We start from the raw sequence: 25,477 nt of genomic DNA, 5'->3' as shown, positions 1-25,477 counted from the left end.
ACCGGGTGCACGGTCCCGCCCCCTGCCCCCGGCGCGGCCGCGAGGGGGGGCAGTGTGGCGACGGCGCGAGGTGATCGGGAGGACTCAGGCCGGCTTGGCCATCTGTCCGAAGCCGCTGCGGTGGAAGAGCAGCGGGAGCGAGGTGTCGGCGTGCTCCACGGCGTGCAGCTGCAGCAGCACGATCGTGTGGTCGCCGGCCTCCACCTCGCGGTGGATGGTGCAGTCGAAGCGGGCCAGGCCCTCGTCAAGGGTGAGCGCACCGTCCTCGGTGGCGGTCACGTCGATGCCGTCGAAGCGCTGGTCGACCGGCCCCGCGAGCTGGCGGCAGACGTCGCCGTGGTGAGCGGCCAGGATCGTCACGCCGAGGTGCTCGGCGCGGCGCAGGTCCGGCCAGGTCCTCGACGTGTTGGCGATCGAGAACGACACCAGCGGCGGGTCCAGGCTCACCGAGGTGAACGAGCTCGCCGCCAGCCCGACGCGCCGTCCCTCGACCTCCGCCGCCACGGCCACGACACCGCTGGGAAAGATCCCGAACGCCTCACGCAGCCGCTGCGGGTCGAGGTCCTGGTTGGTGGGCAGGGGGCTCACGCTCATGAGGGGACTCCCGCGGCAGAGTCGAGGAGCGCACGGGCCACCGGACGTGCGGTGGCCAGCCACTCGGCGTACGCCGACGGGTCGTCGTAGGCGCTGTCGAGCACGTAGAGCCCGCGCAGGGACACCGGGGCGCCGATCTCGGCGAGCACCGGGCGCAGCGTGAACTCCGGCGCGAGGGCATGGCCGGGTCCCGCACCCAACATCAGCGGTACGGCGGTCCCGCGCAGGCCGGTGCCGCGCTGCGGGGCGAACCGGTCGAGGAACAGCTTGAGCAGGCCGGTGTAGGTGGCCTTGTAGGTGGGGCTGGCGACCACCACGAGCCCGGCCCGGCTCACCTGGCGCACCAGGTCGTCGACCTCCGGGTCCCCCCAGTCCAGCAGCCCGGCGCCGAGGGTGGCCAGGTCCACGACGAGGTCGGGCGCCTGGCCGCTCAGCTCGGCCGCGAGGTAGGTGGCGGCGTCCAGCGTGCGCGACGCGGGCTTGGGGTTGCCGACGACGACCGCGACGCGAGCGGTCACGAGGCCGCCCTCGCGCCGGCGGACGCGCCGAACGGCACGGAGGCGGTCGTGGCGACCGGGGCGGGGTGCTCCCACCGGCCGCGCCGCGCCAGCTCCGGCAGCACGCCCTCGCCGAAGGCGTAGGACTCCTCCAGGTGCGGATAGCCCGACAGTACGAACTCGGTGATCCCGACCTCGGCGTACTTCTCGATCAGGTCGGCGACCTCGGTGTGGCTGCCGACCATCGCGGTGCCGGCACCGCCGCGGACCAGGCCGACCCCGGCCCACAGGTTGGGGTAGATCTCGAGGCCGTCCTTGGAGCCCTGGTTGAGCTCGAGCATCCGGCGCTGGCCCTCCGACTCGCTGCGCTTGAGCCCTGCCTGGACCTTGGCGATCTGCTCCTCCTCGATGCCGGCCAGCAGCCGGTCCGCCTCGGCCCACGCGGCCTCGGAGGTGTCGCGCGCGATCGTGTGCAGCCGGATGCCGAAGCGGAGCTCGCGCCCCTCCTTCGCGGCCAGCTTGCGGATCCACGCGACCTTCTCGGCCACGGCTTCGGGCGGCTCGCCCCAGGTGAGATACACGTCGGCGTGCTTCGCCGCGACGTCTCCGGCCGCGGGCGACGAGCCGCCGAAGTAGATCTCGGGCAGCGGGTCCGGCACCTGCGACAGCGTGGCGTCCTCGACCGAGAGGTGCGTGCCCTCGAAGGTGACCGTCTCGCCGGCCCACAGCCGGCGCACGATGGTGAGGAACTCGTCGCAGCGCTCGTAGCGGCCGTCCTTGTCCAGGAAGTCGCCGAACATCCGCTGCTCGTGGCTCTCGCCGCCGGTGACGACGTTGAGCAGCAGCCGCCCGCCGGAGAGGTTCTGGAAGGAGCCGGCCATCTGCGCGGCCAGGAACGGCGCGGTGAGGCCAGGGCGGAACGCGACCAGGAACTTCAGCCGCTCCGAGACCGAGCTGAGCATCGCGGTCGAGACCCAGGCGTCCTCGCACCATGCGCCGGTCGGCGTGAGGGCCGCCTCGAAGCCGAGCTGCTCGGCGCTGCGCGCGATCTGGCCGAGGTAGGCCACCGACGCGGGACGACCCGACGCACCGGCCTCCACACCGTGGCCGCCGGCGACGACCTGACGGCCGTCACCGCCGTTGGTGGGCAGGAACCAGTGGAACCTCAGCTTGCTCATACGGGCCTCCTTCGGCGTTTCACGCTTATGTGTATCAGATTGCTGGACTTTTGTCGGGGACGCAAGTCGGAGCGCCGGGAACCGACCCGTTCCCGGGGCCGTCGAAGCGACATGACCCCCGCCTCCACCGGCCTTCGCCGCCGCCTGACCACGGCCGCGCTCGCGGTCCTGCTCGTCACCACGGTCGCCGCCTGCTCGGGCGGGTCGGGCGGGTCCGACGGCGGCGACGCCGCCTTGTCCGAGCGCGAGGCTCCCGCAAGGGACACCGACGCCGACCGGCCCGACGCCCTCTCCGCGCTCGACGCCTCCACCGGCCGCAACGCCGCGACCGGCGTCGCCGACGTCCCTGACGAGCGCAAGCTGATCTCCCAGGGCAACGTGCAGCTGCGCTCCGATGACGTCGAGCAGGCGCTCTTCGACGTGCAGCAGGTGGTGGACACCTTCGCCGGCGAGGTCGTGCAGAAGGACACCGCGACCGGTCAGGCCGGAGCGGCCACGCGGGCGCGGCTCGTCCTCCGGGTGCCCTCCGCACGCTTCGACGAGGCGATGGCGGGCCTGGAGGACGCCGCCGACCTGGTCACCTCGAGCAGCAACGTCCAGGACGTCACGACGAAGGTGCTCGACGTCGACATCCGGGTGCGGGTGCAGCGGCGCAGCATCCGGCGGATCGAGGTGCTGCTGGACCGGGCGCAGAGCATCCGCGACATCGTGGCCGTCGAGCGGCAGCTGTCCACCCGCCAGGCCGACCTGGCCTCGCTGGAGCGCCAGCAGGCCTACCTCGCCGACCAGACCGCCCAGGCCACGATCACGCTCTCGATCGAGCGGACCGAGGCGCCAGCGGACAAGGCGGAGGAGAAGGAGGACCGGGGCTTCGTGGCGGGTCTCGACAGCGGCTGGACCGGCTTCAAGAACCTCACGGTGGCCCTGGCGACGGCGCTGGGCGCGGCGCTGCCGTTCCTGCTGGTGCTGGCGCTGCTGGTCTGGCCCACGCGGCTCCTGGTCCGGCGGGTGGCGCGACGGCGTACCTCCCCGGTGGCCGAGGCCTGACCCCTGACGGGCAGGCGATCACGAGCCGGGCATCATGGGCAGGTGCCCTCCGAGACCAGCCGCCTTGCCGTCCTGATCGACGCCGACAACACATCCCCGAAACACGCGGGGGCGGTGCTGCGGGAGGTGGCCCGCTACGGGCTGCCGACGGTCAAGCGCGCCTACGGCGACTGGACGACGCAGAACCTGGTGGGCTGGAAGAACACGCTCCCCCAGCACGCCATCCAGCCGGTGCAGCAGTTCGCCAACACCTCGGGCAAGAACTCCACCGACTCCGCGATGATCATCGACGCGATGGACCTGCTCTACGCCGGGCACCTGGACGGCTTCGCGATCGTGTCGAGCGACAGCGACTTCACCCGCCTGGCGACGCGGCTGCGGGAGTCCGGCCTGACCGTCTACGGCCTGGGCGCCCGCAAGACGCCCGCCTCCCTGGTCGCCGCGTGCGACCGGTTCATCTACCTCGAGCTGCTGGACGCCGACACCAAGGAGGAGCAGCAGGCCGAGGAGGCGGACGTCGAGTCGCCGGCGCGCCGGCCCGACCTGCGCCGAATCCTGGTGGCCGCGATCGACAGCACCTCGCACGACGACGGCTGGGCCTCCCTCGGCGCCGTCGGCAGCTACATCAGCGCCAACAACCCCTCCTTCGACGCCCGCGACTACGGCTCGCCGCGGCTCGGCGCCCTGCTCAGCGCCCAGGACTACCTCGAGGTCGACCTCTCCGCCACGGGCCAGGCCCAGGTCCGGCTCAAGGCGCCCACGAAGGCGCCGGCGAAGAAGGCCACCGCCCGCAAGCGCGCGGCGAAGAAGGGCTAGCGACTAGACCGGGTACGCCTGCACGAAGTCCGTGAGCCTCTTGAGCTGGTCGGGGTCGGTGGAGGGGATGACGCCGTGCCCGAGGTTGAAGATGTGGCCCCGGGCGGCGCGGCCGGCCTCGATCACGTCGGCGGCCCGGGCCGTCATCAGCTCCGTGGGCGCGAACACCAGCGTGGGGTCGAGGTTGCCCTGGACGGCTCGGTCGCCCACGGCGGGGATCGCGGAGGCGAGCGGCGTACGCCAGTCGACGCCGACGACGTCGGCGCCGGCCTCGCCCATGAGCCCGAGCAGGCTGGCGGTGTTGACGCCGAAGTGGATGCGCGGCACGCCGAGCTCGCCGGCGCGAGCCAGGACCCGCGCGGAGTGCGGCATCACCTGCGCCTCGTAGTCGACCGGGGTGAGCGCGCCGGCCCACGAGTCGAACAGCTGGACCGCGGAGGCGCCGGCCGCGACCTGGACCTCGAGGTAGGCGGCGGAGATCTGCGAGATCTTGCGCATGAGCGCGTCCCAGACCTCCGGCGCGCCGAACATCATCGCCTTGGTCTTGGCGTGCTCCTTGGACGGCCCGCCCTCGACGAGGTACGACGCCACGGTGAACGGCGCGCCCGCGAACCCGATCAGCGGAGTGGCCCCCAGCTCGGAGGCCAGCGTTCGGACCGACTCGGTGATGAAGGGGACGTGCTCGGGGGTGAGGTCCGGGATCGCCGCCACGTCCGCCAGGGTGCGCACGGGGTGGGCCACCACCGGCCCGACGCCGGCCTTGATGTCGAGGTCGACGCCGACCGCCTTGAGCGGCAGGACGATGTCGGAGAAGAAGATCGCGGCGTCGACGCCGTAGCGGCGGACGGGCTGGAGCGTGATCTCGACGGTCAGCTCCGGGCGCATGCACGACTCGAGCATGCCGACGCCCTCGCGCAGCTTGAGGTACTCCGGCAGCGATCGCCCGGCCTGCCGCATGAACCACACCGGCGTGTGCGGCACCGGCTCGCCGCGGGCGGCCTTGAGGAAGGCGCTGTCGGCGAGCCCTGGATGACGGGGAGGCGGGACCATGCGCCAAGCCTCCCAGGTGGCCCCCGGCGTGTTCGCACAAGGGTTCGTCGGCCCCGCCCTACTGTGGGCTCATGGTGGTCCGTCAGGAGACTCGGTCGGGCTCCGGAGCCGACGCGAGCCCTCCGGAGTTCCAGGAAGCGGTCGCGACCATGCGCGCGGCCACGCTGCGCCCGGAGATCTTCTGCGAGGAGATGCCGGCCCCGCAGCGCATCGCGCCGTACGCCGCCGCGCTGTCCGCCGACGTGACCGTCGACGGGACCGACGTGGGCACCGGGCGGATCATCCTGCTCCACGACCCCGCCGGCAACGACGCCTGGGACGGCACCTTCCGCTGCGTGGCCTACGCCCGCGCGGAGATCGAGCTGGACATGATCACCGACCCGCTCCTGGCCGACGTCGGCTGGAGCTGGCTCACCGAGGCGCTGGCGTCGCACGGCGCGGCCTACACCGCCGTCTCCGGCACCGTCACGCGCGTCGCCACCGAGAGCTTCGGCGGCATGTCGGACGAGGAGGGTGCCGCTCAGCTCGAGATCCGCGCCTCGTGGACCCCGCTCGCCCGGCCGGGCGCGGGGCTCGACGTCGGCCCGCACGTCGAGGCCTGGGGTGAGCTGCTCTGCACCGCGGTGGGGCTGCCGCCCGTCCCCGAGGGCGTGACGGTCATGCCCGGGCGCCGCGGGCAGCGGGGCACCGGCCGCTGATGACCTCCGATCCCCCACCCTCCGACGTCGGCGAGCCCCTCGAGGAGCCACCTCCGCTCGCCGAGCTGCTGGTGCTGCGCGACGGCCTCACCGACGTGGTCGAGACCGACGAGGCGCTGCGTGCGGTGTGCGACGCGCTGGCCGCCGGCACCGGCCCGGTCGCGATCGACGCCGAGCGGGCCTCGGGCTACCGCTACTCCAACCGCGCCTACCTGATCCAGCTGCGCCGCGAGGGCGCCGGCACCTCGCTCATCGACCCCATCGCGTTCGAGTCGCTGGCCCCGCTGCAGGAGGTCCTCGAGGGCACCGAGTGGATCCTGCACGCCGCCACCCAGGACCTGCCGTGCCTCAACGAGGTCGGGCTCTACCCCAGCGCGCTGTTCGACACCGAGCTGGCGGGGCGGCTCCTGGGCTACCCGCGAGTCGGCCTGGCCACTCTCGTGGAGACGCTGCTGGGTCGGCGGATGAAGAAGGAGCACTCCGCCGTCGACTGGTCGACCCGCCCGCTGCCCCGGGAGTGGCTCGAATACGCCGCCCTGGACGTCGAGGTGCTCGTCGAGCTGCGCGACCTGCTCGCCGCTGAGCTCGTCGAGACCGGCAAGGACGAATGGGCGCGCCAGGAGTTCGAGTACCTGCGCACCTTCGTGCCCGCCCCGCGCGTCGACGCCTGGCGCCGCACGTCCGGACTGCACCGGGTGCGCGGGCGCCGCGCCCTCGGCGCCGTACGCGCCCTGTGGGAGCTGCGCGACTCACTCGCTCAGCAGCGCGACGTCACCCCCAGCCGGATCGTCCCCGACTCCGCGATCGTGGCCGCCGCGCAGGCGATGCCACTCGACCGGGACGCGCTGCTCGCCACCAAGGGCTTCCACGGCCGCGGCGCGGAACGCTACGCCGGCCGGTTCGCGGCGGCGCTGCGCGAGGTCGCCGAGCTCGACGAGGACGCCCTGCCCACGCGCGCGCCGCGCGGAGACGGACCTCCGCTGCCGCGGGTCTGGGCCGAGAAGGACCCAGTGGCCGCCCGCCGGCTGCAGCTCGCCCGCGAGGCCATGACGGCGCTCGCCGAGGAGCGCAACCTCCCGGTCGAGAACGTCCTCACCCCCGACTTCCTGCGGCGCATCCTCTGGTCGCCCCCGGCCACCCGTCGCGGCGACGAGCTCGTGGACGCGGTCGTCACCCAGCTCTCCGGCTACGGCGCCCGCGGCTGGCAGATCGCGCTCGCCGCGCCGGTCATCGTGACGGCGATCCTGCAGGCCGACGAGGAGGCCGCGCACCAGCCCGACGCGCTGCCGGCGCCGGACGAGGTCCAGCCGGACGAGGTCGAGCCGGACGAGTAGCTACTCGTCCGTGGGACTCGGGCTCTCCGATGTCTGCTCCGGGTCCAGCACGGCCCGCGACTCCTCGTCGATCTGGGTCGTCAATGCGTCGACGTCGGGCAGCGTGGTGGTCAGCAGCAGCCTCAGCGTGGACGACACCGCCCGCTCCAGCTGGGGCCAGTCGTCCAGGAGCGGCGGCACGACCATCCGCTCCACACTCTCGGTGAACACCCCGGCGTGCTCGGGCATCCGGCCGGGTTGCAGGAAGTCGTCGGACACGGCGACCGGCAGGTTGGCTGGCGTCAGGTAACCCTCGGCCGCGACCCGAGCCGTCGCGTCGCGCGAGACGACGTAGACCAGGAAGTCGGCGGCCTTGGCCGTACTGGCCGCATCCGAGGACAGGCACAGGCCGGTGAGCTCGCCGACCGTCGCCTCGTCGTCGATCCGCGGCATCGGCATCACGTCGAAGCTCAGCCCCGAGACCCGGCGCAGCTGGGGGGTCAACGCCCGGAAGCCGGGGATCATCCCGAGCTTGCCGCGCTTGAACCACTCCAGCGGAGTGGCCCGGGCCAGCTGCTCGTCGGTGAGCGTCACGGACGCATCGCGCAGCAGCTCGAGGGTGATGCCGAGCGCCTCGCGGGAGTCGTCGTCGGCGAGGGCGAGGGACGTGGGGTCGTCATCGTCGTCGAACAGCTTGCCGCCGCCGGAGTAGATGAACGGCGCCAGCCCGTGCAGCGTCGGGTCGACGTGGACCCCGCGGCTGCCGCGGCGCGGGCGGGTGGCGAAGTTGGCCGCGGCCGTGAACTCCTCGAACGTCCACCCCTCATGGCTGTCGTCGGCCGGGGCCGGCAGCTCCAGCTGGCGCATGCGCTCGAAGTCGATCAGGTCGGTGTTGTAGTACATGACCATCGGGGAGGCGCCGTAGGGCATGCACTGCAGCTCGTTGTCGGCGGAGAACGCCAGGAGCGCCTCGCGCGCGTAGTCGTCGCTGTAGTCGACGCCCCGCTCGTCGAGGAGCTCGAGCAGCGGCTGGTTGAGACCCCCGGCACGGAGCAGGGCGAGGTCACCGCGCGAGGCCAGGTAGACGTCCGGCACCTTCTCAGGGTCCTCGGAGCGGAGGTCGCGACTGAAGGCCTCGTGGCTGGGCCAGGTCAGCAGCTCGATGTCGGTGCCAACGCTGTCGGCGTTGTAGGTCTCGACGAGGTCCTGGTAGGCCGCGACCTCCTCCTTCGGACCCCACACCCCGAAGGTCAGCTGGGTGACCTTCGGCGGCTTGCTGGACACCGTCGGGGACGGGCCCGACCTCGGCTCGGAGCCGTCGCAGCCGGCCGCCGCCACGCCGAGTGCCAGGAGGATCGCGAGCATGCCGACTCCCAGTCGAGGGCGTCGTACGCCGCGCTGTCCGAGCCTCATCTGGATCCCTGTCCGCATGCCTCTGCCGGCCTTCCTGGAGGAGGCCCGGGGGTCACGCCCGGGCCACCTTACCGGCGGGCCGTCACCGATCAGGCCAGGGAGTGCCGTCGTCCGGCCTCCGCGAGGACCGCGTCGAACACCGTCCGTGCCAGCGCCGCGCCCTCACGTCGCACGACGGCCGGGTCCAGCACCAGCAGCCGGTCCAGCCGGACCTCGCTCGGCCGCCCCTGCCGGTCCCACGCCCCGGTCCCCACGTCGCGCCAGTACCGGCCGTGGCGGGCCTCGTCCTCGGCGTCGCGGTCGTGGTCCTTGCTCGTCAGCATCAGCCCCAGCAGGTCGTCCCCGCGCCGCCCGATGAGCAGCACCGGCCGATCCTTGCCCTGGCTCGCGTCCTCCTCGTAGGGCACCCACGCCCAGACCACCTCGCCCGGGTCGGGCAGCCCGTCGGCCTGTGGCGCGTACCCGATCTCGTCGCCGCTCGGCGTGGCGAGCGGTGCGGTCGCGCCGGTCGGCCTGGCGCCGAGCAGGCGTCGCAGGATCATGCGGGCGGTCCTCATGTCCCCGAGCCTAGTCCCGCAGCTGCCCCGCGTGGTCGAGGTGAGCGAGTGCGCCGAGCCGGGAGCGCCTCACGGCGCATGGCCGCTCGTAGCGGCTTATTTTGGGACCCGGGGCTGCCGCGGCCCGGCGCACTCACCCCTAGTTTAACGGCTCAGGCCAGGCCGCGCGCCAGCTCGGTGTGGCCGGCGGCCTCCAGCTGCTCGGCGAGGACCAGCATCCGCTGCACCTCGGCCGGCGAGGCGTCGGACAGGACGGCGCGGCCGGTGGCGACCACGCGCGCGAACGCCGCGGCGCGGAACAGCACGTCGGCGAAGTCGCCGCCGGCGATGCCGCGCAGGACCTGGTCGACCATGGTCCGCAGCTCCTCGATGCCGGGCGGGTCGGCGACGCCGGCCACCACGCGCGCGACCTGCGCCTGGGCGCGACCGGCCTCGAACTCGCGCGCGACGGCGGCCGAGTCGGCGTAGACCCACGAGCGGAGGAGGAACAGGCGCCACAGGCAGCCGGCGAGCGAGTCGGCCGGCGAGCCCGACCAGACCTCCGCGATGGACTCGATGCCCTCGGTGTCGGCCAGGTGGAGGAGCCGCTCGGCGACGGCGTCGTCGTGGCTCTCCCGAGCCCCGCGCACCAGCAGCTCCGCGGCGCGGTCCCCCGCCTCCGTCACGAGCGCGGGGTCGGCCCCGCCGATGATCTCGTCGAAGTAGGAGCCGCTGCGCCGCGCAGGGCGGTGGTGGGGCCGGCTCGTCATGCGCTCCAGGCTACGTCGCGCTCGCGCCCGCCGAGCCCAGGGCCTTGCGGATCCGCTGGTCGCTGACCGGGTACGCCGTGCCGAGGTGCTGGGCCCAGAGCGAGACCCGGTACTCCTCCAGCATCCAGCGCACCCGACGCAGCCGCTCGCCCGGCGGCCGGCCCTCCGGCAGGGCCGCCACCTGGTGCAGGTAGGCCTCCTGCAGTTCGCTCACCCGGTCCATGAGCTGCCGGTCCTGGGCCACCGCGCCGCCGCCGGCGCCGAGCCGGTCGCGGCGGGCCTGGAGCGCGGCGAGGTAGCGCGGGTAGGCGCGCAGCTGGGTCGTGCCTGCCTCGCGCACGAAGCCGCGCGTCACGAGCCGCTCGAGCTGGCCCTTCATGTCGGCGAGCGCCGGCAGCATGGTCATGTCGGCGCGCCCGCTGAGCTGCTTCTCGGTGGCCCGCCAGGCGTCCAGCACTCGCAGCACGTCGGCGACCACGCCGGGCAGCGCGGCCTCCTGCTCGGGGCGCGCGGCCGCGACCAGGGCGTCGTACGCCGCCTCGTCGCGCACCACCGGACGCGCGTCGACCACGGCCTGGAGCACCGCCAGGCGGCAGTCCTCGAGCAGCTCCGCCACCGAGGGGTACGGCGATCCGGCCAGGCCGAGCTTGTCGGCGTTGGAGAGGCCGTCGAGCACCGGCCGGTCGGCGCGCGGCAGCGTCAGCGCGAGCAGCCGGGTGACGCCGAGGCGGTGTCGCGCGTCGCGCTCGTCCTCGGAGCCGAAGACGGCGAGCCCGACGGTGTCGCCCTCGTCGACCAGGCCGGGGTAGCCCTGCACCTCGTGGCCGGCCCGGACCTGCCGGAACGACTCCTCGATGGTGCCGAACACCCAGGCCGTCTCACCGGTGCGCGCCAGCCCGCTGTCGCTGGCCACCTCGGCCATCGCCTTCGCGAACTGCGGCCGCAGCGGCTCCTTGAGCGCCTCGAGGTCCTTGCCGCGGGCCTGCTCGCGACCGTCCTCGCCGACGACCCGGTAGGTCGGGCGCAGGTGCTCGGGCACCTTGGTCCAGTCCCACGCGTCGCGGGGCACCACGACCCCGGTCGTCGAGCGCAGGTAGCGCTCCAGCGCGTCGAGCAGCGGCTCCTCGCCGGCCGGCACCGCGGCCAGGAACTCCCGCGCCGTGTTGGGCGCCGGCACGAAGCTCACCCGCAGCCGCTTGGGCAGGCTGCGGATCAGGCTGGTGACCAGCTCCTCGCGCAGGCCGGGGACGTTCCACGAGAAGTCGTCGGCCGCGACCCGGTTGAGGGTCGCCACCGGCACGTCGATGGTGAGGCCGTCCTCGGCGCTGCCCGGCTCGAAGTGGTAGCTGATACCGAAGGTCAGCCCCTCGCTCGACCACTCCTGCGGGTAGTCCTCCTCGCGCACCTCGTCGGCCGTGCCGTGGCGCAGCATCGCCGGGTCGAAGGTGAGGAAGTCGGGGTCCTCGCGGCGCTTGAGCTTCCACCACTGGTCGAAGTGCGCACCGCTGACGACCTCCTTGCCGACGCGGGCGTCGTAGAAATCGAAGAGGGTGTGCTCGTCGACGACGATGTCGCGCCGGCGCAGGCGGTGCTCGAGCTCCTCGACCTCCTCCAGCAGGGCCCGGTTGTGCGCGAGGAACTTCTGGTGCGTCGACCACTCGCCGTAGACGAGCGCGTGACGGATGAACAGCTCGCGGCTGTACTCCGGGTCCACCGCCCCGAAGCCCACGAGCCGGTCCGCGACCAGCGGGACGCCGTAGAGGGTCACCTTCTCGTGGGCCATCACCTGGGCGCGCTTCTTGGACCAGTACGGCTCGGAGTAGGTGCGCTTGAGCAGGTCGCCGCCGAGGCGCTCGGCCCACTCCGGCTGGATCGCCGCGTTCTGCCGCGCCCACAGCCGCGAGGTCTCGACCAGCTCGCCGGCCATGAGGTACGGCGGGCTCCTGCGCGCCAGCGCACTGCCCGGGAAGATCGCGAACCGCGCGCCGCGGGCGCCGACGTACTCGCGCATCGGGCGCCGCCCGCCCCGCTGGGGCTTCTCCTTGTCGCGCTCCTCGAGCATGCCGATGTGGCTGAGCAGCCCGGAGAGCAGCGCCTGGTGGATGGCGTCGGAGTCCATGCCCTCGGAGCCGTCGGACGGTTTGCCGACCTCGATGCCCATCTCCTTGGCCACGCGGCGCAGCTGGGACTCGAAGTCCTGCCACTCGCGCACCCGCAGGTAGTTGAGGAACTCGCGCTTGCACAGTCGCCGGAAGGCGCTGCTGCCGAGCTCTCCCTGCTGCTCCTTGAGGTAGCGCCACAGGTTGAGGAAGGTGAGGAAGTCCGAGCTCTCGTCGCGGAAGCGCGCGTGCATCTGGTCGGCCTGCTGCTGCAGCTCCGCGGGCCGCTCGCGCGGGTCCTGCAGCGACAGCGCGGCGGCGATCACCACCACGTCGCGCACGCACCCGAGCCGCTCGGCCTCGATGATCATCCGCGCCAGTCGCGGGTCGATGGGCAGCCGGGCGAGGCGCCGGCCGAGCTTGGTGAGCTTGCCGCCCGACAGCGCGCCGAGCTCCTCCAGCAGCTGCACGCCGGCGTGGACGTTGCGCTTGTCGGGCGGCTCGACGAACGGGAAGCGTCCCACGTCGCCGAGCCCGAGCGAGGCCATCTGCAAGATGACCGAGGCCAGGTTGGTGCGCAGGATCTCGGGCTCGGTGAACTCCGGGCGCGACTCGAAGTCCTCCTGCGAGTACAGCCGGATGGCGATGCCGGCCGCGACCCGGCCGCAGCGCCCGGAGCGCTGGTTGGCCGAGGCCTGGCTGATGGCCTCGACCGGCAGCCGCTGCACCTTGGTGCGCACGGAGTAGCGCGAGATGCGCGCGACGCCGGAGTCGACGACGTAGCGGATCCCGGGGACCGTCAGCGAGGTCTCGGCCACGTTGGTCGCCAGCACGACCCGGCGCCCGGAGTGGGGAGAGAAGACACGGTGCTGCTCGGCGGCCGACAGCCGCGAGTACAGCGGCACGATCTCCACGGTGCCGAGCCGCTCGAGCCGGGCGTCCCCGAGGGCGTCGGCGGTGTCGCGGATCTCGCGCTCGCCCGGCAAGAACACCAGGATGTCGCCTGGGCCCTCGGCGCACAGCTCGCGCACGGCGTCGACGATCGCCTCGGTCTGGTCGCGGACGACCGTCTCGCCCTCCTCGTCCTCCTCGGGGCGCTCGACCAGCGGTCGATAGCGCACCTCGACCGGGTAGGTCCGGCCCGTGACCTCGACCACCGGGGCGTCGAAGTGCTTGGCGAAGCGCTCCACGTCGATCGTCGCGCTGGTGATGACCAGCTTGAGGTCGGGGCGCCGCGGCAGCAGCCGCTTGAGGTAGCCGAGCAGGAAGTCGATGTTGAGGGTGCGCTCGTGGGCCTCGTCGATGATGATCGTGTCGTAGCGGCGCAGCTCGCGGTCGCGCTGCAGCTCGGCCAGCAGGATGCCGTCGGTCATCAGCTTGACCCGGCCGCTGCGCGAGGTCCGGTCGGTGAACCGCACCTGGTAGCCCACCAGGTCGCCCAGGTCGGTGCCGAGCTCCTCGGCGATCCGCTCGGCCACCGAGCGGGCGGCGATGCGCCGCGGCTGGGTGTGCCCGATGAGCTTGCCGTCGGGCCCGCCCTGGCCGCGCCCGAGCTCGAGGCAGATCTTCGGCAGCTGGGTGGTCTTGCCCGACCCGGTCTCCCCGGCCACGATGACGACCTGGTGGTCGCGGATCGCGGCGGCGATGTCCTCGCGTCGCTGGCTGACGGGCAGCTCCGCGGGGTAGACGATCTGGAGCTGCTGGGTCTCGGTCATGGCCCGGCCCATTGTGCCGGACGGCCTTGCTAGAACAGGTTCTACTTGCAAGGATCGCGCGGTGACGGAGCAGCGGTACGACGTGGTCGTGGTCGGCTCGGGCGGGGGCGCACTCACCGGGGCCGCGCTCGCGGCGACGGCGGGACTGTCGGTGGTGGTGGTCGAGAAGACCAGCCTGATCGGCGGGACGTCGGCCTACTCCGGCGGGGCGTGCTGGCTGCCGGGCAGCCGGGTGCAGCAGCGCGCGAGCATCGCGGACTCCATCGAGTCGGCGCGCACCTACCTCGACGCGATCCTGCGGGACCCCGGCGACGAGCTGGTCGAGGCGTTTCTCGCGCACGCGCCCGAGCTCGTCGCCGCACTGGAGGACGACCTGGGCGTCGACTTCGAGTGGCTGCCGTTCCCGGAGTACTACGACGCCCCCGGCCGGGTCGCCTCCGGGCGCTCCATCCAGCCCACGAACGTCCGGCGCGGCGATCTGCCGGCCCAGGTGACCGACCTCGTGCGCCCGCCGGTCGAGCGCGACCGCGCCGGGGAGCCCGGCCGGAGCACCCTGACCGGCGGACAGTCGCTGATCGCCCGGCTGGCCGCGGCTCTGGCGAACGCGGGCGGTGAGATCCGGACGAACCTGCCGGTCACCGGGCTGCTCGTCGACGACGACGGACGGGTCACCGGCGTCGCGGCGATGACACCGGAAGGGCCGCTCACCTTCGGCGCGAGCCGCGGCGTGCTCCTGGCCGCCGGCGGCTACGAGGGCAACGCCGCCCTGCGCCAGGAGCGCGGCGTTCCCGGCGACGCGGCGTGGACGATGGCGCCGGCCGGCACGAACACCGGCGAGCCGATCCAGGCCGCGATCGCGCTCGGGGCGGCCACCGACTTCAGCGCCCTCGGCTGGTTCTGCCCCGGACTGGAGCACCCCGACGGCCGCGGGTCGTTCACGCTCGGCTTGCGCAGCGGGCTCATGGTGGACGCATCCGGCCACCGCTACGCCAACGAGGCGCAGCCCTACGACCGCCTGGGTCGAGAGATGGCCGCGGCCGTGGGGGGAAGGGCGACCCGGGTGCCGTCGTGGCTGGTCTTCGACTCCCGCGAGGGCGGGCGGCTGCCGGCCATCGCGATGCCCGAGGGCGACCCGGTCGAGCACCTGGCCGCCGGCACGTGGACGCAGGCCGACACGGTCGAGCAGCTCGCGGCCACCATCGGCGTGCCCGCCGACGCCCTGGTCGCGACCGTCGCGCGCTTCAACGGCTTCTGCGAGAAGGGCCTCGACGAGGACTTCGGCCGCGGGGACGACGAGTACGACACCTTCTTCGCCGGCGGCGAGGGGCCCAACTCCGCGTTGAGGCCCTGCGACCGTCCGCCCTACTACGCCGCCCGCTTCGTGCTCTCCGACCTCGGCACCAAGGGTGGCCTGGTCACCGACGCCGCCGGGCGCGTGCTGCGCCACGACGGCTCCCCGATGCCTGGCCTCTACGCGGCGGGCAACTGCGCCGCCTCGGTGTTCGGCCCCGTCTACCCCGGCCCCGGCGCCCCGCTGGGCTCGGCGATGGTCTTCGCGTCGCTGGCCGTGCGGGACATGCTCAGCGGGTCGGCTGCCAGCGCGGGTCGGTGACGAACGCGAGGGCCCGCTCGAGCGGGAACTCCCCGGTGTCCGGGACGAACGACACCGTGACGCGGTACGACGCTCCGGCGTAGACCGCCTGCCAGCCCTCGACTCCGGCCCCTGTCCATCGCACCTCCGCTGCTCTCTACCTCCTCAACGGAGCGCGAGTCGGTTGGGTGCGGAGGCGGACCTGCTCAGGCGTCGCCGTCTCCGGTGTCGGGCTCGGGCGTCCCGGACTCCGGCGCCTCGGGCTGCTCGGAGTCGGGCTGCTCGCCGAACGGCAGTCCGCCCTGGTCGCCGTCGTACTCGTCGTCGCCGTAGGAGCCGGGCGGCATCATCAGCCCGGGCCCACCGTGGTGGCCGCCCCGGTGGCCACCGTGCTCCTGGAACCGTCCGCCGCCCGGGCCGAAGCCGTCCGGCTCGTCGTCGTCGGCCCAGGCGCTCACGGCCGCACCGCCGAGGCCCCCGAGGATCAGGCAGAGCGCCGCGACGCCGGCCACGATCGGCGCGCCGAGGCTGCGCTGGCGCCAGCTGGTCTTGTGCGGGGGCTGGACGGGCTGGGTCTCGTGCTCGTTCACAGGTGAAACCTCCTTCTGTGGTCCTGTCGTGTCGTGCACCCCTGAGTGTCGGCGGCGAGTCTGTGCAGACGCTGTGCTCGCCGGATGAGGACGTCGTGAGCCGGCTCCTAGCTGCACCTCATCGTGCGCACAGGAGAGTCACAGGATGGCGAGGCACAGTGGAGCCATGGCTCCACACGACCTGGTACGCGCCGACGGCTCACCGCTGCGCGTCCTCGTCGTCGACGACGAGGTGAACCTCGCCGAGCTGATCTCGATGGCGCTGCGCTACGAGGGCTGGCAGGTCGAGACCGCCCACACCGGGACGAAGGCGGTGAGCACGGCCAAGGAGTTCCGCCCCGACGCGGTGGTGCTCGACATCATGCTGCCCGACTTCGACGGCCTCGAGGTGCTGCGCCGGCTGCGCAGCGCCGACGCCGACGTCCCGGTCCTCTTCCTCACCGCGCGCGACGCCGTGGAGGACCGGATCGCCGGGCTCACGGCGGGCGGCGACGACTACGTCACCAAGCCGTTCTCCCTGGAGGAGGTGGTCGCGCGCCTGCGCGCGCTGATGCGGCGCGCCGGCGCCCAGCAGGCCAAGGAGTCCCCCGTTCTGGTGGTCGGCGACCTGGAGCTGGACGAGGACAGCCACGAGGTACGCCGGGCGGGCGAAGAGATCAGCCTGACGGCGACCGAGTTCGAGCTGCTGCGCTACCTGATGCGCAACCCCCGCCGGGTGCTCAGCAAGGCGCAGATCCTCGACCGGGTCTGGAACTACGACTTCGGCGGCCAGGCCAACGTCGTCGAGCTCTACATCTCCTACCTGCGCAAGAAGATCGACGCCGGCCGCGAGCCCATGATCCACACGGTGCGCGGCGCCGGGTACGTCCTCAAGCCGGCCGCATGAGGCTGCCTCGGTCGCTGGCCTCGCGACTGGTCGTGACGACCGTCGCGCTCGTGGCGGTCGCCGCGCTGCTCATCAGTGGCGCGACCGCACTGGTCATGCGCAACTACCTCAACGGCCAGCTCGACGACAAGGTGCTCTCCTCGGCACGCCGCGCCGAGGACGGCCCCGGACTCCGCGGGCCCGGGCCGCACGGCCACGAGCCGCGGGGCCTCTTCGGCAACCAGGAGCCCGCCACCCTCGTGGCGCTGCCGGACGAGGGCGTGGGCATCGTCCTGGCCGACCAGCCCGGCGACAGCGCCCAGCTCGACGACGAGGCGCTCGACCTGCTCGCCGACGTCCCCGACGACGGCGAGGTGCACACCGTCGACGTGCCCGAGCACGGCCGGTACCGGGTCACCGTCGAAGGTGGCCTGGTCTCCGGGCTGCCCACCGAGTCGGTGGACGCCGCGGTCGCGTCGGTGGTGCGCTGGGAGCTCCTGCTCACCCTGCTGGGCGTCGTGAGCACCGGCGCGCTGGCCTCGAGCGTCGTACGCCGCCAGCTGCGCCCACTCACCGAGGTGGCCGAGACGGCGCGCGCGGTGGCCACCCTGCCGCTGGCCTCGGGCGAGGTCGGGGTGACCGAGCGCGTGCCGGCGCACCTGACCGACGAGCGGACCGAGGTCGGCCAGGTCGGTGCCGCGCTCAACACCCTGCTCTCCCATGTGGAGTCCTCCCTGGACGCGCGGCACCGCAGCGAGCAGCAGGTGCGGCAGTTCGTCGCCGACGCCTCCCACGAGCTGCGCACCCCGCTGGCCACGATCGTGGGCTACGCCGAGCTCGCCCGGCGCCGACCGGGGGACGCCGAGGCCGCGGCGACCGCGCTGGCGAAGGTCGAGGAGGAGTCCACGCGGATGACCCGGCTGGTCGAGGACCTCCTGCTGCTGGCGCGTCTGGACGCCGGGCGACCGCTGGCCCGGGAGCCCGTGGACCTGACCCGGCTGCTCCTGGAGGCCGTCGAGGACGCGCGGGTGCTGGCGCCCGAGCACCGGTGGACGCTGCACCTGCCCGAGGAGTCGGTCGAGGTGCTCGGGGACGAGCAGGCGCTGCACCAGGTGGTGACCAACCTGCTCACCAACGCGCGCAAGCACACCCCGCCCGGCACCGAGGTCACGGTCTCGCTGACCGACCGCGGCTTCGAGGTCGCCGACGACGGGCCGGGCTTCCCGCCGGAGCTTGCCGACCATGCGTTCGAGCGGTTCGCGCGCGGTGACGCCGCCCGCCACCGGCAGGGAGGTGTCGGTCTCGGTCTCGCCCTCGTCCGGGCCATCGTCACGGCCCACGGCGGCGACGTACGGCTGGAGAGCACGCCGGGCCACACCAGGATCCGGGTGGATCTGAGGTAGTCTTCGCAGCGACGGATTGTCAGACAATCTGACGCCCACCACCCGAGGGAGAAGCGCTCCGATGACGTCATCGCTGACCGACCTGCCCGCCACCAACGGCATCGAGTTCGCTCGCGCCGAGGAGCGCACCGCCCACAACTACCACCCGCTCCCGGTGGTCGTCGCCCACGCCGAGGGCGCGTGGATGACCGACGTCGACGGCGGGCGCTTCCTCGACCTGCTGGCCGGCTATTCCGCGCTCAACTTCGGCCACAGCCACCCCGCGCTCGTCGCCGCGGCGCACGCCCAGCTCGACAAGCTCACCCTCACCAGCCGAGCGTTCGTGCACGACCAGTTCGCCGACTTCTGCGCCGCCCTGGGCGACCTGTGCGGCAAGGACCTGGTGCTGCCGATGAACACCGGCGCCGAGGCCGTCGAGACCGCGATCAAGGTCGCTCGCAAGTGGGGCTACGAGGTGAAGGGCGTGCCCGCCGACCGCGCCACGATCCTGGTCGCCTCGGGCAACTTCCACGGCCGCACCACCACCATCGTCGGGTTCTCCGACGACCCCGACGCCCGCGACGGCTTCGGTCCCTTCGCCCCGGGCTTCGTGACGGTGCCCTACGGCGACCTCGCCGCACTCGAGGCCGCCATCGACGACACGACCGTCGCCGTGCTGATCGAGCCGATCCAGGGCGAGGGCGGCGTCGTGATCCCGCCCGAGGGCTACCTGCGCGGCGTCCGCGAGGCCTGCACGCGCGCGAACGTGCTCTTCGCCGCCGACGAGATCCAGGCCGGCCTCGGCCGCACCGGGCGCACCTTCGCCTGCGACCACGAGGACGTCGTCCCGGACATCTACATCCTCGGCAAGGCCCTGGGCGGCGGCATCGTGCCGGTCTCGGCGGTCGTCGCCGACCGCGACGTGCTCGGCGTGCTCAAGCCCGGCCAGCACGGCTCCACGTTCGGCGGCAACCCGCTGGCCTGCGCGGTCGGCCACGCGGTCGTCGACATGCTCGCCACCGGCGAGTTCCAGCGGCGCGCCGACGAGCTGTCGCTGCTGCTGCGCGAGCGCCTCGAGTCGATGATCGGCCACGGCGTCCTCGCCGTCCGGGTCCGAGGCCTGTGGGCCGGCGTCGACATCGACCCCGCCGTGGGCACCGGACGCGAGGTCTGCGAGGCGCTCATGGCCCGCGGCGTCCTCGCCAAGGACACCCACGGCTCCACCATCCGCCTCGCGCCCCCGCTCGTCGTCACCGCCCCGGACCTCTCCTGGGGCCTGGACCAGCTCGCCGAGGTGGTCGCGCGCTAGGCCGCGGCCGCGGACCGATCGGCTACGACCTCACCCGGGCGCGATGACCTCGACGAGCGCCGGCAGGGAGGCCGCGAGGATCGCCAGCAGCTCCTCGCGGCTCACGCCCGCCGGCTCGGCGCGCCAGGTCAGCACGAGCTCCTCGGCCATCGCCGACCAGCCGCGCACCAGCAGCCGGGTCGTGGCCGTGTCCGCGACGATCTGGCCCCGGGCGTCCTCGCGGAAGATCCGGTCGGTGAGTGCGGAGCGGGCCTCCTCGTAGATCTCGCGCAGCGCGTCGTTGCCGCCCGCAGCCCCCTTGACCAGGGACAGGTAGCCCTCGTAGTTGGCCGTGACGTAGTCGACGTACGCCGTCACCGACACCCGCAGCCGCTCCAGCGGCTCGCCCTCCACGGGCGGTGCGGTCTGGGCGATCAGGTCGTCGGCCGCGCGGCGTACGACGGCCTCGTGGAAGGCGTGCTTGTTGCCGAAGTAGTGGTAGAGCAGGCCGCGCGAGATGCCGGCCTCCTCGGCCAGCACGTCGATGGAGAGCTCGTCGAGCGAGCGCGTCGCGAGCAGCCGGACCCCCAGGTCCAGGAGCTGGGAGCGGCGCTCGTCGGGAGCCAGCCGGGTGCGTGCGGGTGACGTCACGTCACGAGTGTATTGACACTCGTTCAATAACGGCAATACCGTCGCGCCATGAGCTCCCCCCACGCGGTCGACCACGTGATCATCGGCTCAGGCTTCGCCGGGCTGTGCGCCGCAATCAAGCTGCAGGAGGACGGCGAGACCGACTTCGTGGTCCTCGAGAAGGCCGGTGAGGTCGGCGGCACCTGGCGCGACAACACCTACCCCGGTGCCGCCTGTGACGTGCCGAGCCAGCTCTACTCCTACTCCTTCGCCGAGCACGACTGGCCCAGCTCCTACTCCCCCCAGCCCGACATCCAGGCCTACATCCAACGGGTCGCCGCCGAGTCCGGCACGCTCGACCGGTTCGCCTTCGACACCCCGGTCACCGACGCCGTCTGGGACGCCTCCGCGCAGCGGTGGAGCGTTCACACCCCGGCCGGCGTGTGGACCGCGCGGTTCCTCGTGGTCGCGGCCGGCGCCCTCGAGGAGCCCAAGGTGCCCGACCTCCCGGGGCTGGACACCTTCCAGGGCCACGTCTTCCACTCCGCGCGCTGGGACCACGACGTCGACCTGGCCGGCAAGCGCATCGCGGTCATCGGCACCGGCGCCTCCGCGATCCAGATCATCCCCGAGCTCCAGAAGGCCCTGCAGCCCACGGGCGGCCACCTCGACGTCTACCAGCGCAGCGCGCCCTGGGTGATCCCCCGCAACGACCGGGCCTACTCCCGACTCGAGCGGCTCGCGCTGCGGCGCGTGCCCGGTCTGCGCCGCCTCTACCGCACCGGCCTGTACTGGTCCCACGAGGCCTACGTGCCGGCGTTCACCCTCCAGCCCAAGATCGCGGCCCCCGCTCGTGCGCTGGCGCTGCGGAACATCGAGAAGGGCATCTCGGACCCGGTCCTTCGCGACAAGGTCACGCCGCGCTTCGCCTTCGGCTGCAAACGGGTGCTGCGCTCCAACACCTACTACCCCGCCCTCGCCGCCGACAACACCGAGGTCATCACGGAACGCATCTCCAAGGTCACCGGCAACGCGGTCGTCACCGAGGACGGCACCGAGCGCGAGGTGGACGTGCTCGTGGTCGCCACCGGCTTCCACACGACCGACCTGCCGATCGCCGAGCACATCACCGGCCGGTCCGGGCGCACGCTCGCCGACACGTGGCGCAGTGCCGGCATGGCGGCCTACAAGGGCACGACCGTGCCGGGCTTCCCCAACCTCTTCATGCTCGTGGGGCCCAACACCGGCCAAGGGCACACCAGCATGATCTTCATCATCGAGTCCCAGGTCGCCTACCTGCGCGACGCGCTGCGCACCGTCCGCCGCCGCGGCCTCGACGCGGTCGAGCCCACCCAGGAGGCCACCGACCGCTGGAACCGCTCCTTGCAGCGCCGGATGCGCCATACCGTGTGGACGACGGGCGGCTGCGACAGCTGGTACCTCGACGACCATGGGCGCAACACCGTCCTGTGGCCCCGCACCACGGCAGACTTCCGGCGCCGGTTGGCGTCCTTCGACGAGGAGGCGTACGCATGAGGAGCTTCGCGGACAAGGTCGTCGTCATCACCGGCGCCGGCTCCGGGATCGGACGCGCCCTCGCGGTCGAGACGGCCCGCCGCGGCGCGCTGCTGGCGATCTCCGACGTGGACGAGGCCGGGCTGGCCCGGACCGTGGACCTGGTCAAGGCGGTGGGCGCCGAGGTCCGCAGCGACCGCCTCGACGTCGCCGACCGCGCGGCCTTCGCGGCGTACGCCGGTGCCGTCGTCGAGCACTTCGGGCGGGTCAACGTGGCCGTCAACAACGCCGGCGTCGCGCTCTCCGGCGACCTCGCGGACCTGTCCTACGACGACATGGAGTGGATCTTCGGCGTCAACTTCTGGGGCGTCGTCCACGGCACCAAGGAGCTGCTGCCGCATGTGATCGCCTCCGGCGACGGCCATGTCGTCAACATCTCCTCCCTCTTCGGCCTGGTCTCGATGCCGGGGCAGAGCGCCTACAACGCGACCAAGTACGCCGTGCGCGGGCTCACCGAGGCGCTGCGCGAGGAGATGCTCGTGGCCGGCCACCCGGTCGGCGTCACCGCCGTCCACCCGGGCGGCATCAAGACCGCGATCGCCCGCAACGCCCGCGCCGCCGAGGGCGAGGACGCCGAGGCGCTCGCTCGGTTCTTCGACGAGAAGCTGGCCAAGACGACCCCCGAGAAGGCCGCCCGCGTCATCGTCAAGGGCGTGCTGAAGAACAAGGCCCGGGTGCTGGTCGGGCTGGACGCGCACGCGGTGCACCACGCGGCCAAGCTGGTCGGGTCGCGCTACCAGGAGGTCGCCGCCCGGGCCTCGCGCAGGGTGCTGTGAGCGCGCCCGCGCCACCGCGGTCCGGCGACCCCGTGCGGGTCGTGATGACCAAGTGGGGCGACCGCCCCCACTGGGAGTTCGACGCGGTGCTGCTCGGCACCGACGAGGCCGGCGACTGGCTCGGACTGCCGGCCGGGGCGACGATGTCGCGCCCGGGCGCAGACTACGTCGCCCCGGTCGACCAGGCGCTCCTGGTGCCGGCCGAGGGCACTGAGACCACCCGGGGTTGGCTCGCCACGTTCCACGCCGCGCAAGGTCCCCTCCACACCTACGTCGACATGACCACGCCACCGCGTTGGGACGGCCACACCCTGCGGGCCGTCGACCTCGACCTCGACGTGATCCGCGGCAACGACGGGCGGGTCTGGGTGGACGACGAGGACGAGTTCGCCCAGCACCGCGTCGAGCTCGGCTACCCCGACGAGGTCGTCGCGCTCGCCCTGTCCACCGCCGAGCGGATCCTCGCGGCGGTCGAAGGGAGACGGGCGCCCTTCGACGGGAGCGCGCTCGCGTGGCTGAGCCACGTCGAACGGCTCTCCGGCTAGGACGCGACCGTCCGGCTCCGACCGCGACGGCGCCTGCCGGGGTAGCGCAGCGGCCCGACCAGCCGGGGTCCGGCCAGCCGGCTCTCCAGCCGGCTCGCCTCGCGCCTCAGGGGCTGCGCCACGTACTCGCCCAGGATCACGCCGGCCGAGAGCGCGGTGGCGATGGAGGCTGCCGAGATCATCGCCAGGAGCCCCTGCGAGGTGGTGGTCCCGCCCTCGGCCATCAGCGCCAGGCCGCGGTAGATCGACAGTCCGGGCAGCATCGGCACGACCGCGGAGACGACCACCACCAGCGGCGGGACGCGCAGGCGGCCGGAGACGGTGTAGCTGACCACCCCGACGAAGAACGCCGCGAGGGCGGTCGGCCAGGCGCGGCCGAACCCCTGGATCGAGATCGACTGCGAGATCGAGATGGCGAGCCCGGCGATGAGCGCGATCGGCAGGATGATCCGACGAGGCGCGTACGACGAGAACGCGAACGCGCCCGCACACAGGGCCGCGCCGAGCGCGACCGGGGTGAGCGTCTCCCAGCTGGAGGCGGCCATCCCGACGCGGCGCAGCTCCACGCCGGCCACGTCGGCCACGGTGAGGCCCCCGCTGACGCCGGCGATGATGCCGGCCGTGGCCAGCAGCGCCTCGGTGAGCCGCGCGCCGGCGGTGATGTAGAAGCCCGAGAGTGCGTCCTGGAGCGCGCCCATGAACCCGATGCCCGCGAGCAGCATGATGATGTTGGCGGTGATGACCAAGGACGGGTTCTCCACCAGACCCACCCCGGCGGCGGCCGCCGCGAGCAGCGTGGCGACGGCTCCGCCCGCGACCTGCTGGTAGAAGAACGGCAGCCGGCGGCGGGCCATCCACAGCTGCAGCCGGTCGATGCAGACCGCCGCCACGAAGGCGATGGCCACCACCGTGACGTCGCCGCGCAGCAGGATGCCGACCCCCGAGCACATGGCCCCCCAGCCCAGGCTGACCGCCCACCGGGGGGTGCTGTGCCCCGACGAGACGATCCGGGCCAGCGTCGCGCGCGCCTCGGCCAGGTCCACCTGGTCGGCGATCACGTCGCGGACCAGGTGGTCGACGAGCGTGAGGTCCTCGTAGTCGATGTCGCGCTGCTTGACGTGGCGCACCTGCATGAGCGGAGACTCCTCGGGGGAGACCTGGTAGCTCATCGACAGGGACGTGAACGTGACGTCGATCTCGGGGTGCCGCAGCCCGAAGTGCCACGCCAGCGTCTGCATGGTCGAGGTGACGTCGGCGGCACCGGCGCCGGACGAGAGGAGCAGCTCGCCCACGCGGAGACAGAAGTCCATCGTCAGGTTCAACGCGCGTCCCTCAGCCATCCCGCCATGCTGGCAGGCACCAGGTGTGCTTCGCTTGGCGGGTGCGCATCGACTTCCACGCCTCCGCCGAGCCCACGCTCGGGGTCGAGTGGGAGCTCGCACTGGTCGATCGGCGGACCCGCGACCTGCGCAACGACGCCTCTCACCTCTTCGCCCGCGCCCGGCACCGGATGCCGGATCCGAGCCGCCTGCACCAGGAGCTGCTGCGCAACACCGTCGAGCTCGTGACCGGCGTCTGCCACACGGTGCCCGAGGCCATGGCCGAGCTGCGCGAGACGCTCGCCGCCGTGGTTCCCGCCGCCGACGAGCTCGGGCTCGACCTGTACGGCGCCGGCACGCACCCCTTCGCGTCGTGGACCGCGCAGGAGCTGACGCCGGGCCACCGCTACGCCGAGCTGATCAACCGCACCCAGTGGTGGGGACGCCAGATGCTCATCTGGGGCGTCCACGTCCACGTCGGGATGCCGGAGCGCGACCGGGTACTGCCGGTGCTGTCGGCGCTGCTGAACTACTACCCGCACCTCCAGGCCCTCTCGGCGTCCTCGCCGATCTGGGCCGGGGTCGACACCGGCTACGCCTCCAACCGGGCCCTGATGTTCCAGCAGCTGCCCACCGCGGGGCTGCCGTTCCAGTTCGACACCTGGGCCGAGTACGAGCGGTTCGTGGACGACCAGCTCACCACCGGGGTGATCGAGGTGCTCTCCGAGGTGCGGTGGGACGTTCGGCCGGCCCCGCACCTGGGCACGATCGAGACCCGGGTCTGCGACGGCGTCTCCACCTTCGACGAGCTGGCCGCGCTGACGGCCCTCGTGCACTGCCTGGTGGTCGACCTCGACTCCCGGCTGGCGGCGGGCGAGACGCTGGCGACCATGCCGCCGTGGCACGTGCAGGAGAACAAGTGGCGCTCGGCCCGCTACGGCCTGGACGCGATCATCATCCTGGACGCCGACTCCCAGGAGCGGCTCGTGACCGACGACCTGGTCGACCTCGTGGAGCGGCTGGCCCCGGTCGCGGACCGGCTGGGGTGCGAGGCCGAGCTGCGCTCGGTCCTCGACATCGTGGGCCGCGGGGCGTCCTACCAACGGCAGCGGGCCGTCGCCGAACGCACCGGCGGCGACCTGGTCGCGGTGGTCGACTCCGTCGTGCGCGAGCTGCGCGACGGGCTCTGA

24 protein-coding genes are annotated in these 25,477 nt (G+C 73.0%); 12 read left to right on the top strand and 12 right to left on the bottom strand.

Annotation, left to right across the window (positions count from 1 at the left end; genetic code table 11):
• Positions 1–84 precede the first annotated feature (84 nt).
• Genes LRP67_RS19560 through LRP67_RS19550 form a run of 3 tightly spaced genes read right to left on the bottom strand, consistent with a single transcriptional unit; the run spans position 85 to position 2,269 of the window.
• Positions 85–594, bottom strand: coding sequence for a flavin reductase family protein (locus tag LRP67_RS19560; RefSeq protein ID WP_231271814.1), 510 nt, complete (start codon positions 592–594; stop codon positions 85–87).
• The gene (locus LRP67_RS19555; protein WP_231271813.1) at positions 591–1,112 is read right to left on the bottom strand and encodes an NAD(P)H-dependent oxidoreductase; all 522 of its coding nucleotides are present in this window, start codon (positions 1,110–1,112) and stop codon (positions 591–593) included. The genes LRP67_RS19560 and LRP67_RS19555 overlap by 4 nt, the downstream gene beginning before the upstream one ends.
• Positions 1,109–2,269: an LLM class flavin-dependent oxidoreductase gene (locus LRP67_RS19550; RefSeq protein ID WP_231271812.1), complete on the bottom strand. Its 1,161-nt coding sequence runs from the start codon at positions 2,267–2,269 to the stop codon at positions 1,109–1,111. The genes LRP67_RS19555 and LRP67_RS19550 overlap by 4 nt, the downstream gene beginning before the upstream one ends.
• Before the next feature lie 111 nt (positions 2,270–2,380).
• Between LRP67_RS19550 and LRP67_RS19545 the strand changes: the two genes are divergently transcribed.
• On the top strand, positions 2,381–3,316 hold the full coding sequence (locus LRP67_RS19545; protein WP_231271811.1) for a DUF4349 domain-containing protein: 936 nt from the start codon (positions 2,381–2,383) through the stop codon (positions 3,314–3,316).
• 42 nt (positions 3,317–3,358) lie between these two features.
• Positions 3,359–4,132 (top strand): NYN domain-containing protein, encoded by a 774-nt coding sequence (locus LRP67_RS19540; protein WP_231271810.1) that lies wholly within the window; start codon positions 3,359–3,361, stop codon positions 4,130–4,132.
• Between the two features lie 3 nt (positions 4,133–4,135).
• Here LRP67_RS19540 and hemE read toward each other — a convergent pair whose 3' ends face one another.
• Positions 4,136–5,182 carry a uroporphyrinogen decarboxylase gene (gene hemE, locus LRP67_RS19535; RefSeq protein WP_231271809.1) on the bottom strand — a complete coding sequence of 349 codons (1,047 nt, stop codon included), beginning with the start codon at positions 5,180–5,182 and terminating at the stop codon, positions 4,136–4,138.
• 71 nt (positions 5,183–5,253) lie between these two features.
• On the opposite strand from hemE, the gene LRP67_RS19530 reads away from it, so the two are divergent.
• Positions 5,254–5,880 (top strand): DUF3000 domain-containing protein, encoded by a 627-nt coding sequence (locus tag LRP67_RS19530; protein WP_231271808.1) that lies wholly within the window; start codon positions 5,254–5,256, stop codon positions 5,878–5,880.
• A complete protein-coding gene (locus tag LRP67_RS19525; protein WP_231271807.1) occupies positions 5,880–7,214 on the top strand; it encodes a ribonuclease D in 1,335 nt (444 codons plus the stop codon). The genes LRP67_RS19530 and LRP67_RS19525 overlap by 1 nt, the downstream gene beginning before the upstream one ends.
• Here the strand turns inward: LRP67_RS19525 and LRP67_RS19520 are convergent, their stop codons facing one another.
• From LRP67_RS19520 to hrpA, 4 genes are all read right to left on the bottom strand, one after another.
• Complete coding sequence (locus tag LRP67_RS19520) at positions 7,215–8,606, bottom strand: ABC transporter substrate-binding protein (RefSeq protein WP_231271806.1); 1,392 nt, start codon at positions 8,604–8,606, stop codon at positions 7,215–7,217.
• Between the two features lie 89 nt (positions 8,607–8,695).
• Positions 8,696–9,163, bottom strand: a complete 468-nt coding sequence (locus tag LRP67_RS19515) for a type II toxin-antitoxin system PemK/MazF family toxin (protein WP_231271805.1) — start codon at positions 9,161–9,163, stop codon at positions 8,696–8,698.
• Positions 9,164–9,315: 152 nt separating this feature from the next.
• Positions 9,316–9,912, bottom strand: a complete 597-nt coding sequence (locus tag LRP67_RS19510) for a hypothetical protein (protein WP_231271804.1) — start codon at positions 9,910–9,912, stop codon at positions 9,316–9,318.
• A 10-nt stretch (positions 9,913–9,922) separates the two neighbouring features.
• Positions 9,923–13,726, bottom strand: coding sequence for an ATP-dependent RNA helicase HrpA (gene hrpA, locus LRP67_RS19505; RefSeq protein ID WP_231271803.1), 3,804 nt, complete (start codon positions 13,724–13,726; stop codon positions 9,923–9,925).
• A gap of 61 nt (positions 13,727–13,787) precedes the next feature.
• Here hrpA and LRP67_RS19500 point away from each other — a divergent pair, with 61 nt between their 5' ends.
• Positions 13,788–15,338, top strand: a complete 1,551-nt coding sequence (locus LRP67_RS19500) for an FAD-dependent oxidoreductase (RefSeq protein WP_231271802.1) — start codon at positions 13,788–13,790, stop codon at positions 15,336–15,338.
• On the opposite strand, the gene LRP67_RS19495 is transcribed toward LRP67_RS19500, so the two are convergent.
• On the bottom strand, positions 15,307–15,462 hold the full coding sequence (locus tag LRP67_RS19495) for a hypothetical protein (RefSeq protein WP_231271801.1): 156 nt from the start codon (positions 15,460–15,462) through the stop codon (positions 15,307–15,309). The genes LRP67_RS19500 and LRP67_RS19495 overlap by 32 nt on opposite strands.
• A gap of 61 nt (positions 15,463–15,523) precedes the next feature.
• Positions 15,524–15,907 (bottom strand): hypothetical protein, encoded by a 384-nt coding sequence (locus LRP67_RS19490; protein WP_231271800.1) that lies wholly within the window; start codon positions 15,905–15,907, stop codon positions 15,524–15,526.
• 166 nt (positions 15,908–16,073) lie between these two features.
• Here LRP67_RS19490 and LRP67_RS19485 point away from each other — a divergent pair, with 166 nt between their 5' ends.
• The 3 genes from LRP67_RS19485 to rocD all read left to right on the top strand — a co-directional run bounded on the left by LRP67_RS19485 (position 16,074) and on the right by rocD (position 19,463).
• Positions 16,074–16,793: a response regulator transcription factor gene (locus LRP67_RS19485; protein ID WP_231271799.1), complete on the top strand. Its 720-nt coding sequence runs from the start codon at positions 16,074–16,076 to the stop codon at positions 16,791–16,793.
• Entirely contained in the window at positions 16,790–18,175 is a 1,386-nt protein-coding gene (locus LRP67_RS19480) for a cell wall metabolism sensor histidine kinase WalK (RefSeq protein WP_231271798.1), read from the top strand. Before LRP67_RS19485 ends, LRP67_RS19480 begins: the two co-directional genes overlap by 4 nt.
• Positions 18,176–18,236: 61 nt before the next feature.
• Positions 18,237–19,463 (top strand): ornithine--oxo-acid transaminase, encoded by a 1,227-nt coding sequence (gene rocD / locus LRP67_RS19475; protein WP_231271797.1) that lies wholly within the window; start codon positions 18,237–18,239, stop codon positions 19,461–19,463.
• Positions 19,464–19,493: 30 nt separating this feature from the next.
• Here the strand turns inward: rocD and LRP67_RS19470 are convergent, their stop codons facing one another.
• Positions 19,494–20,093, bottom strand: a complete 600-nt coding sequence (locus LRP67_RS19470) for a TetR/AcrR family transcriptional regulator (RefSeq protein WP_231271796.1) — start codon at positions 20,091–20,093, stop codon at positions 19,494–19,496.
• 48 nt (positions 20,094–20,141) lie between these two features.
• Here LRP67_RS19470 and LRP67_RS19465 point away from each other — a divergent pair, with 48 nt between their 5' ends.
• The 3 genes from LRP67_RS19465 to LRP67_RS19455 are packed head-to-tail and all read left to right on the top strand — an operon-like array spanning position 20,142 to position 22,968.
• Entirely contained in the window at positions 20,142–21,608 is a 1,467-nt protein-coding gene (locus LRP67_RS19465; protein WP_231271795.1) for an NAD(P)/FAD-dependent oxidoreductase, read from the top strand.
• Entirely contained in the window at positions 21,605–22,423 is an 819-nt protein-coding gene (locus LRP67_RS19460) for an SDR family oxidoreductase (RefSeq protein WP_231271794.1), read from the top strand. The genes LRP67_RS19465 and LRP67_RS19460 overlap by 4 nt, the downstream gene beginning before the upstream one ends.
• Positions 22,420–22,968, top strand: coding sequence for a DUF402 domain-containing protein (locus LRP67_RS19455; protein ID WP_231271793.1), 549 nt, complete (start codon positions 22,420–22,422; stop codon positions 22,966–22,968). Before LRP67_RS19460 ends, LRP67_RS19455 begins: the two co-directional genes overlap by 4 nt.
• Here LRP67_RS19455 and LRP67_RS19450 read toward each other — a convergent pair.
• On the bottom strand, positions 22,965–24,308 hold the full coding sequence (locus tag LRP67_RS19450; protein WP_231271792.1) for a threonine/serine exporter ThrE family protein: 1,344 nt from the start codon (positions 24,306–24,308) through the stop codon (positions 22,965–22,967). The genes LRP67_RS19455 and LRP67_RS19450 overlap by 4 nt on opposite strands.
• Positions 24,309–24,349: 41 nt before the next feature.
• On the opposite strand from LRP67_RS19450, the gene LRP67_RS19445 reads away from it, so the two are divergent.
• Entirely contained in the window at positions 24,350–25,477 is a 1,128-nt protein-coding gene (locus tag LRP67_RS19445) for a glutamate--cysteine ligase (RefSeq protein ID WP_231271791.1), read from the top strand.

The organism is Nocardioides sp. cx-169, from assembly GCF_021083605.1.
In the GTDB taxonomy this organism is placed as follows: Bacteria; Actinomycetota; Actinomycetes; order Propionibacteriales; family Nocardioidaceae; genus Nocardioides.
This window is presented reverse-complemented; position numbering and strand designations above follow the sequence as displayed.

Excerpts from the sequence above, each read along its gene's own strand:
- LRP67_RS19560 (WP_231271814.1), bottom strand. The coding sequence starts at position 594 with ATGAGCGTGAGCCCCCTGCCCACCAACCAGGACCTCGACCCGCAGCGG.
- LRP67_RS19550 (WP_231271812.1), bottom strand. The coding sequence starts at position 2,269 with ATGAGCAAGCTGAGGTTCCACTGGTTCCTGCCCACCAACGGCGGTGAC.
- LRP67_RS19545 (WP_231271811.1), top strand. The coding sequence starts at position 2,381 with ATGACCCCCGCCTCCACCGGCCTTCGCCGCCGCCTGACCACGGCCGCG.
- hemE (WP_231271809.1), bottom strand. The coding sequence starts at position 5,182 with ATGGTCCCGCCTCCCCGTCATCCAGGGCTCGCCGACAGCGCCTTCCTC.
- LRP67_RS19530 (WP_231271808.1), top strand. The coding sequence starts at position 5,254 with ATGGTGGTCCGTCAGGAGACTCGGTCGGGCTCCGGAGCCGACGCGAGC.
- LRP67_RS19525 (WP_231271807.1), top strand. The coding sequence starts at position 5,880 with ATGACCTCCGATCCCCCACCCTCCGACGTCGGCGAGCCCCTCGAGGAG.
- LRP67_RS19520 (WP_231271806.1), bottom strand. The coding sequence starts at position 8,606 with ATGAGGCTCGGACAGCGCGGCGTACGACGCCCTCGACTGGGAGTCGGC.
- LRP67_RS19515 (WP_231271805.1), bottom strand. The coding sequence starts at position 9,163 with ATGAGGACCGCCCGCATGATCCTGCGACGCCTGCTCGGCGCCAGGCCG.
- LRP67_RS19510 (WP_231271804.1), bottom strand. The coding sequence starts at position 9,912 with ATGACGAGCCGGCCCCACCACCGCCCTGCGCGGCGCAGCGGCTCCTAC.
- hrpA (WP_231271803.1), bottom strand. The coding sequence starts at position 13,726 with ATGACCGAGACCCAGCAGCTCCAGATCGTCTACCCCGCGGAGCTGCCC.
- LRP67_RS19485 (WP_231271799.1), top strand. The coding sequence starts at position 16,074 with ATGGCTCCACACGACCTGGTACGCGCCGACGGCTCACCGCTGCGCGTC.
- LRP67_RS19480 (WP_231271798.1), top strand. The coding sequence starts at position 16,790 with ATGAGGCTGCCTCGGTCGCTGGCCTCGCGACTGGTCGTGACGACCGTC.
- rocD (WP_231271797.1), top strand. The coding sequence starts at position 18,237 with ATGACGTCATCGCTGACCGACCTGCCCGCCACCAACGGCATCGAGTTC.
- LRP67_RS19465 (WP_231271795.1), top strand. The coding sequence starts at position 20,142 with ATGAGCTCCCCCCACGCGGTCGACCACGTGATCATCGGCTCAGGCTTC.
- LRP67_RS19460 (WP_231271794.1), top strand. The coding sequence starts at position 21,605 with ATGAGGAGCTTCGCGGACAAGGTCGTCGTCATCACCGGCGCCGGCTCC.
- LRP67_RS19450 (WP_231271792.1), bottom strand. The coding sequence starts at position 24,308 with ATGGCTGAGGGACGCGCGTTGAACCTGACGATGGACTTCTGTCTCCGC.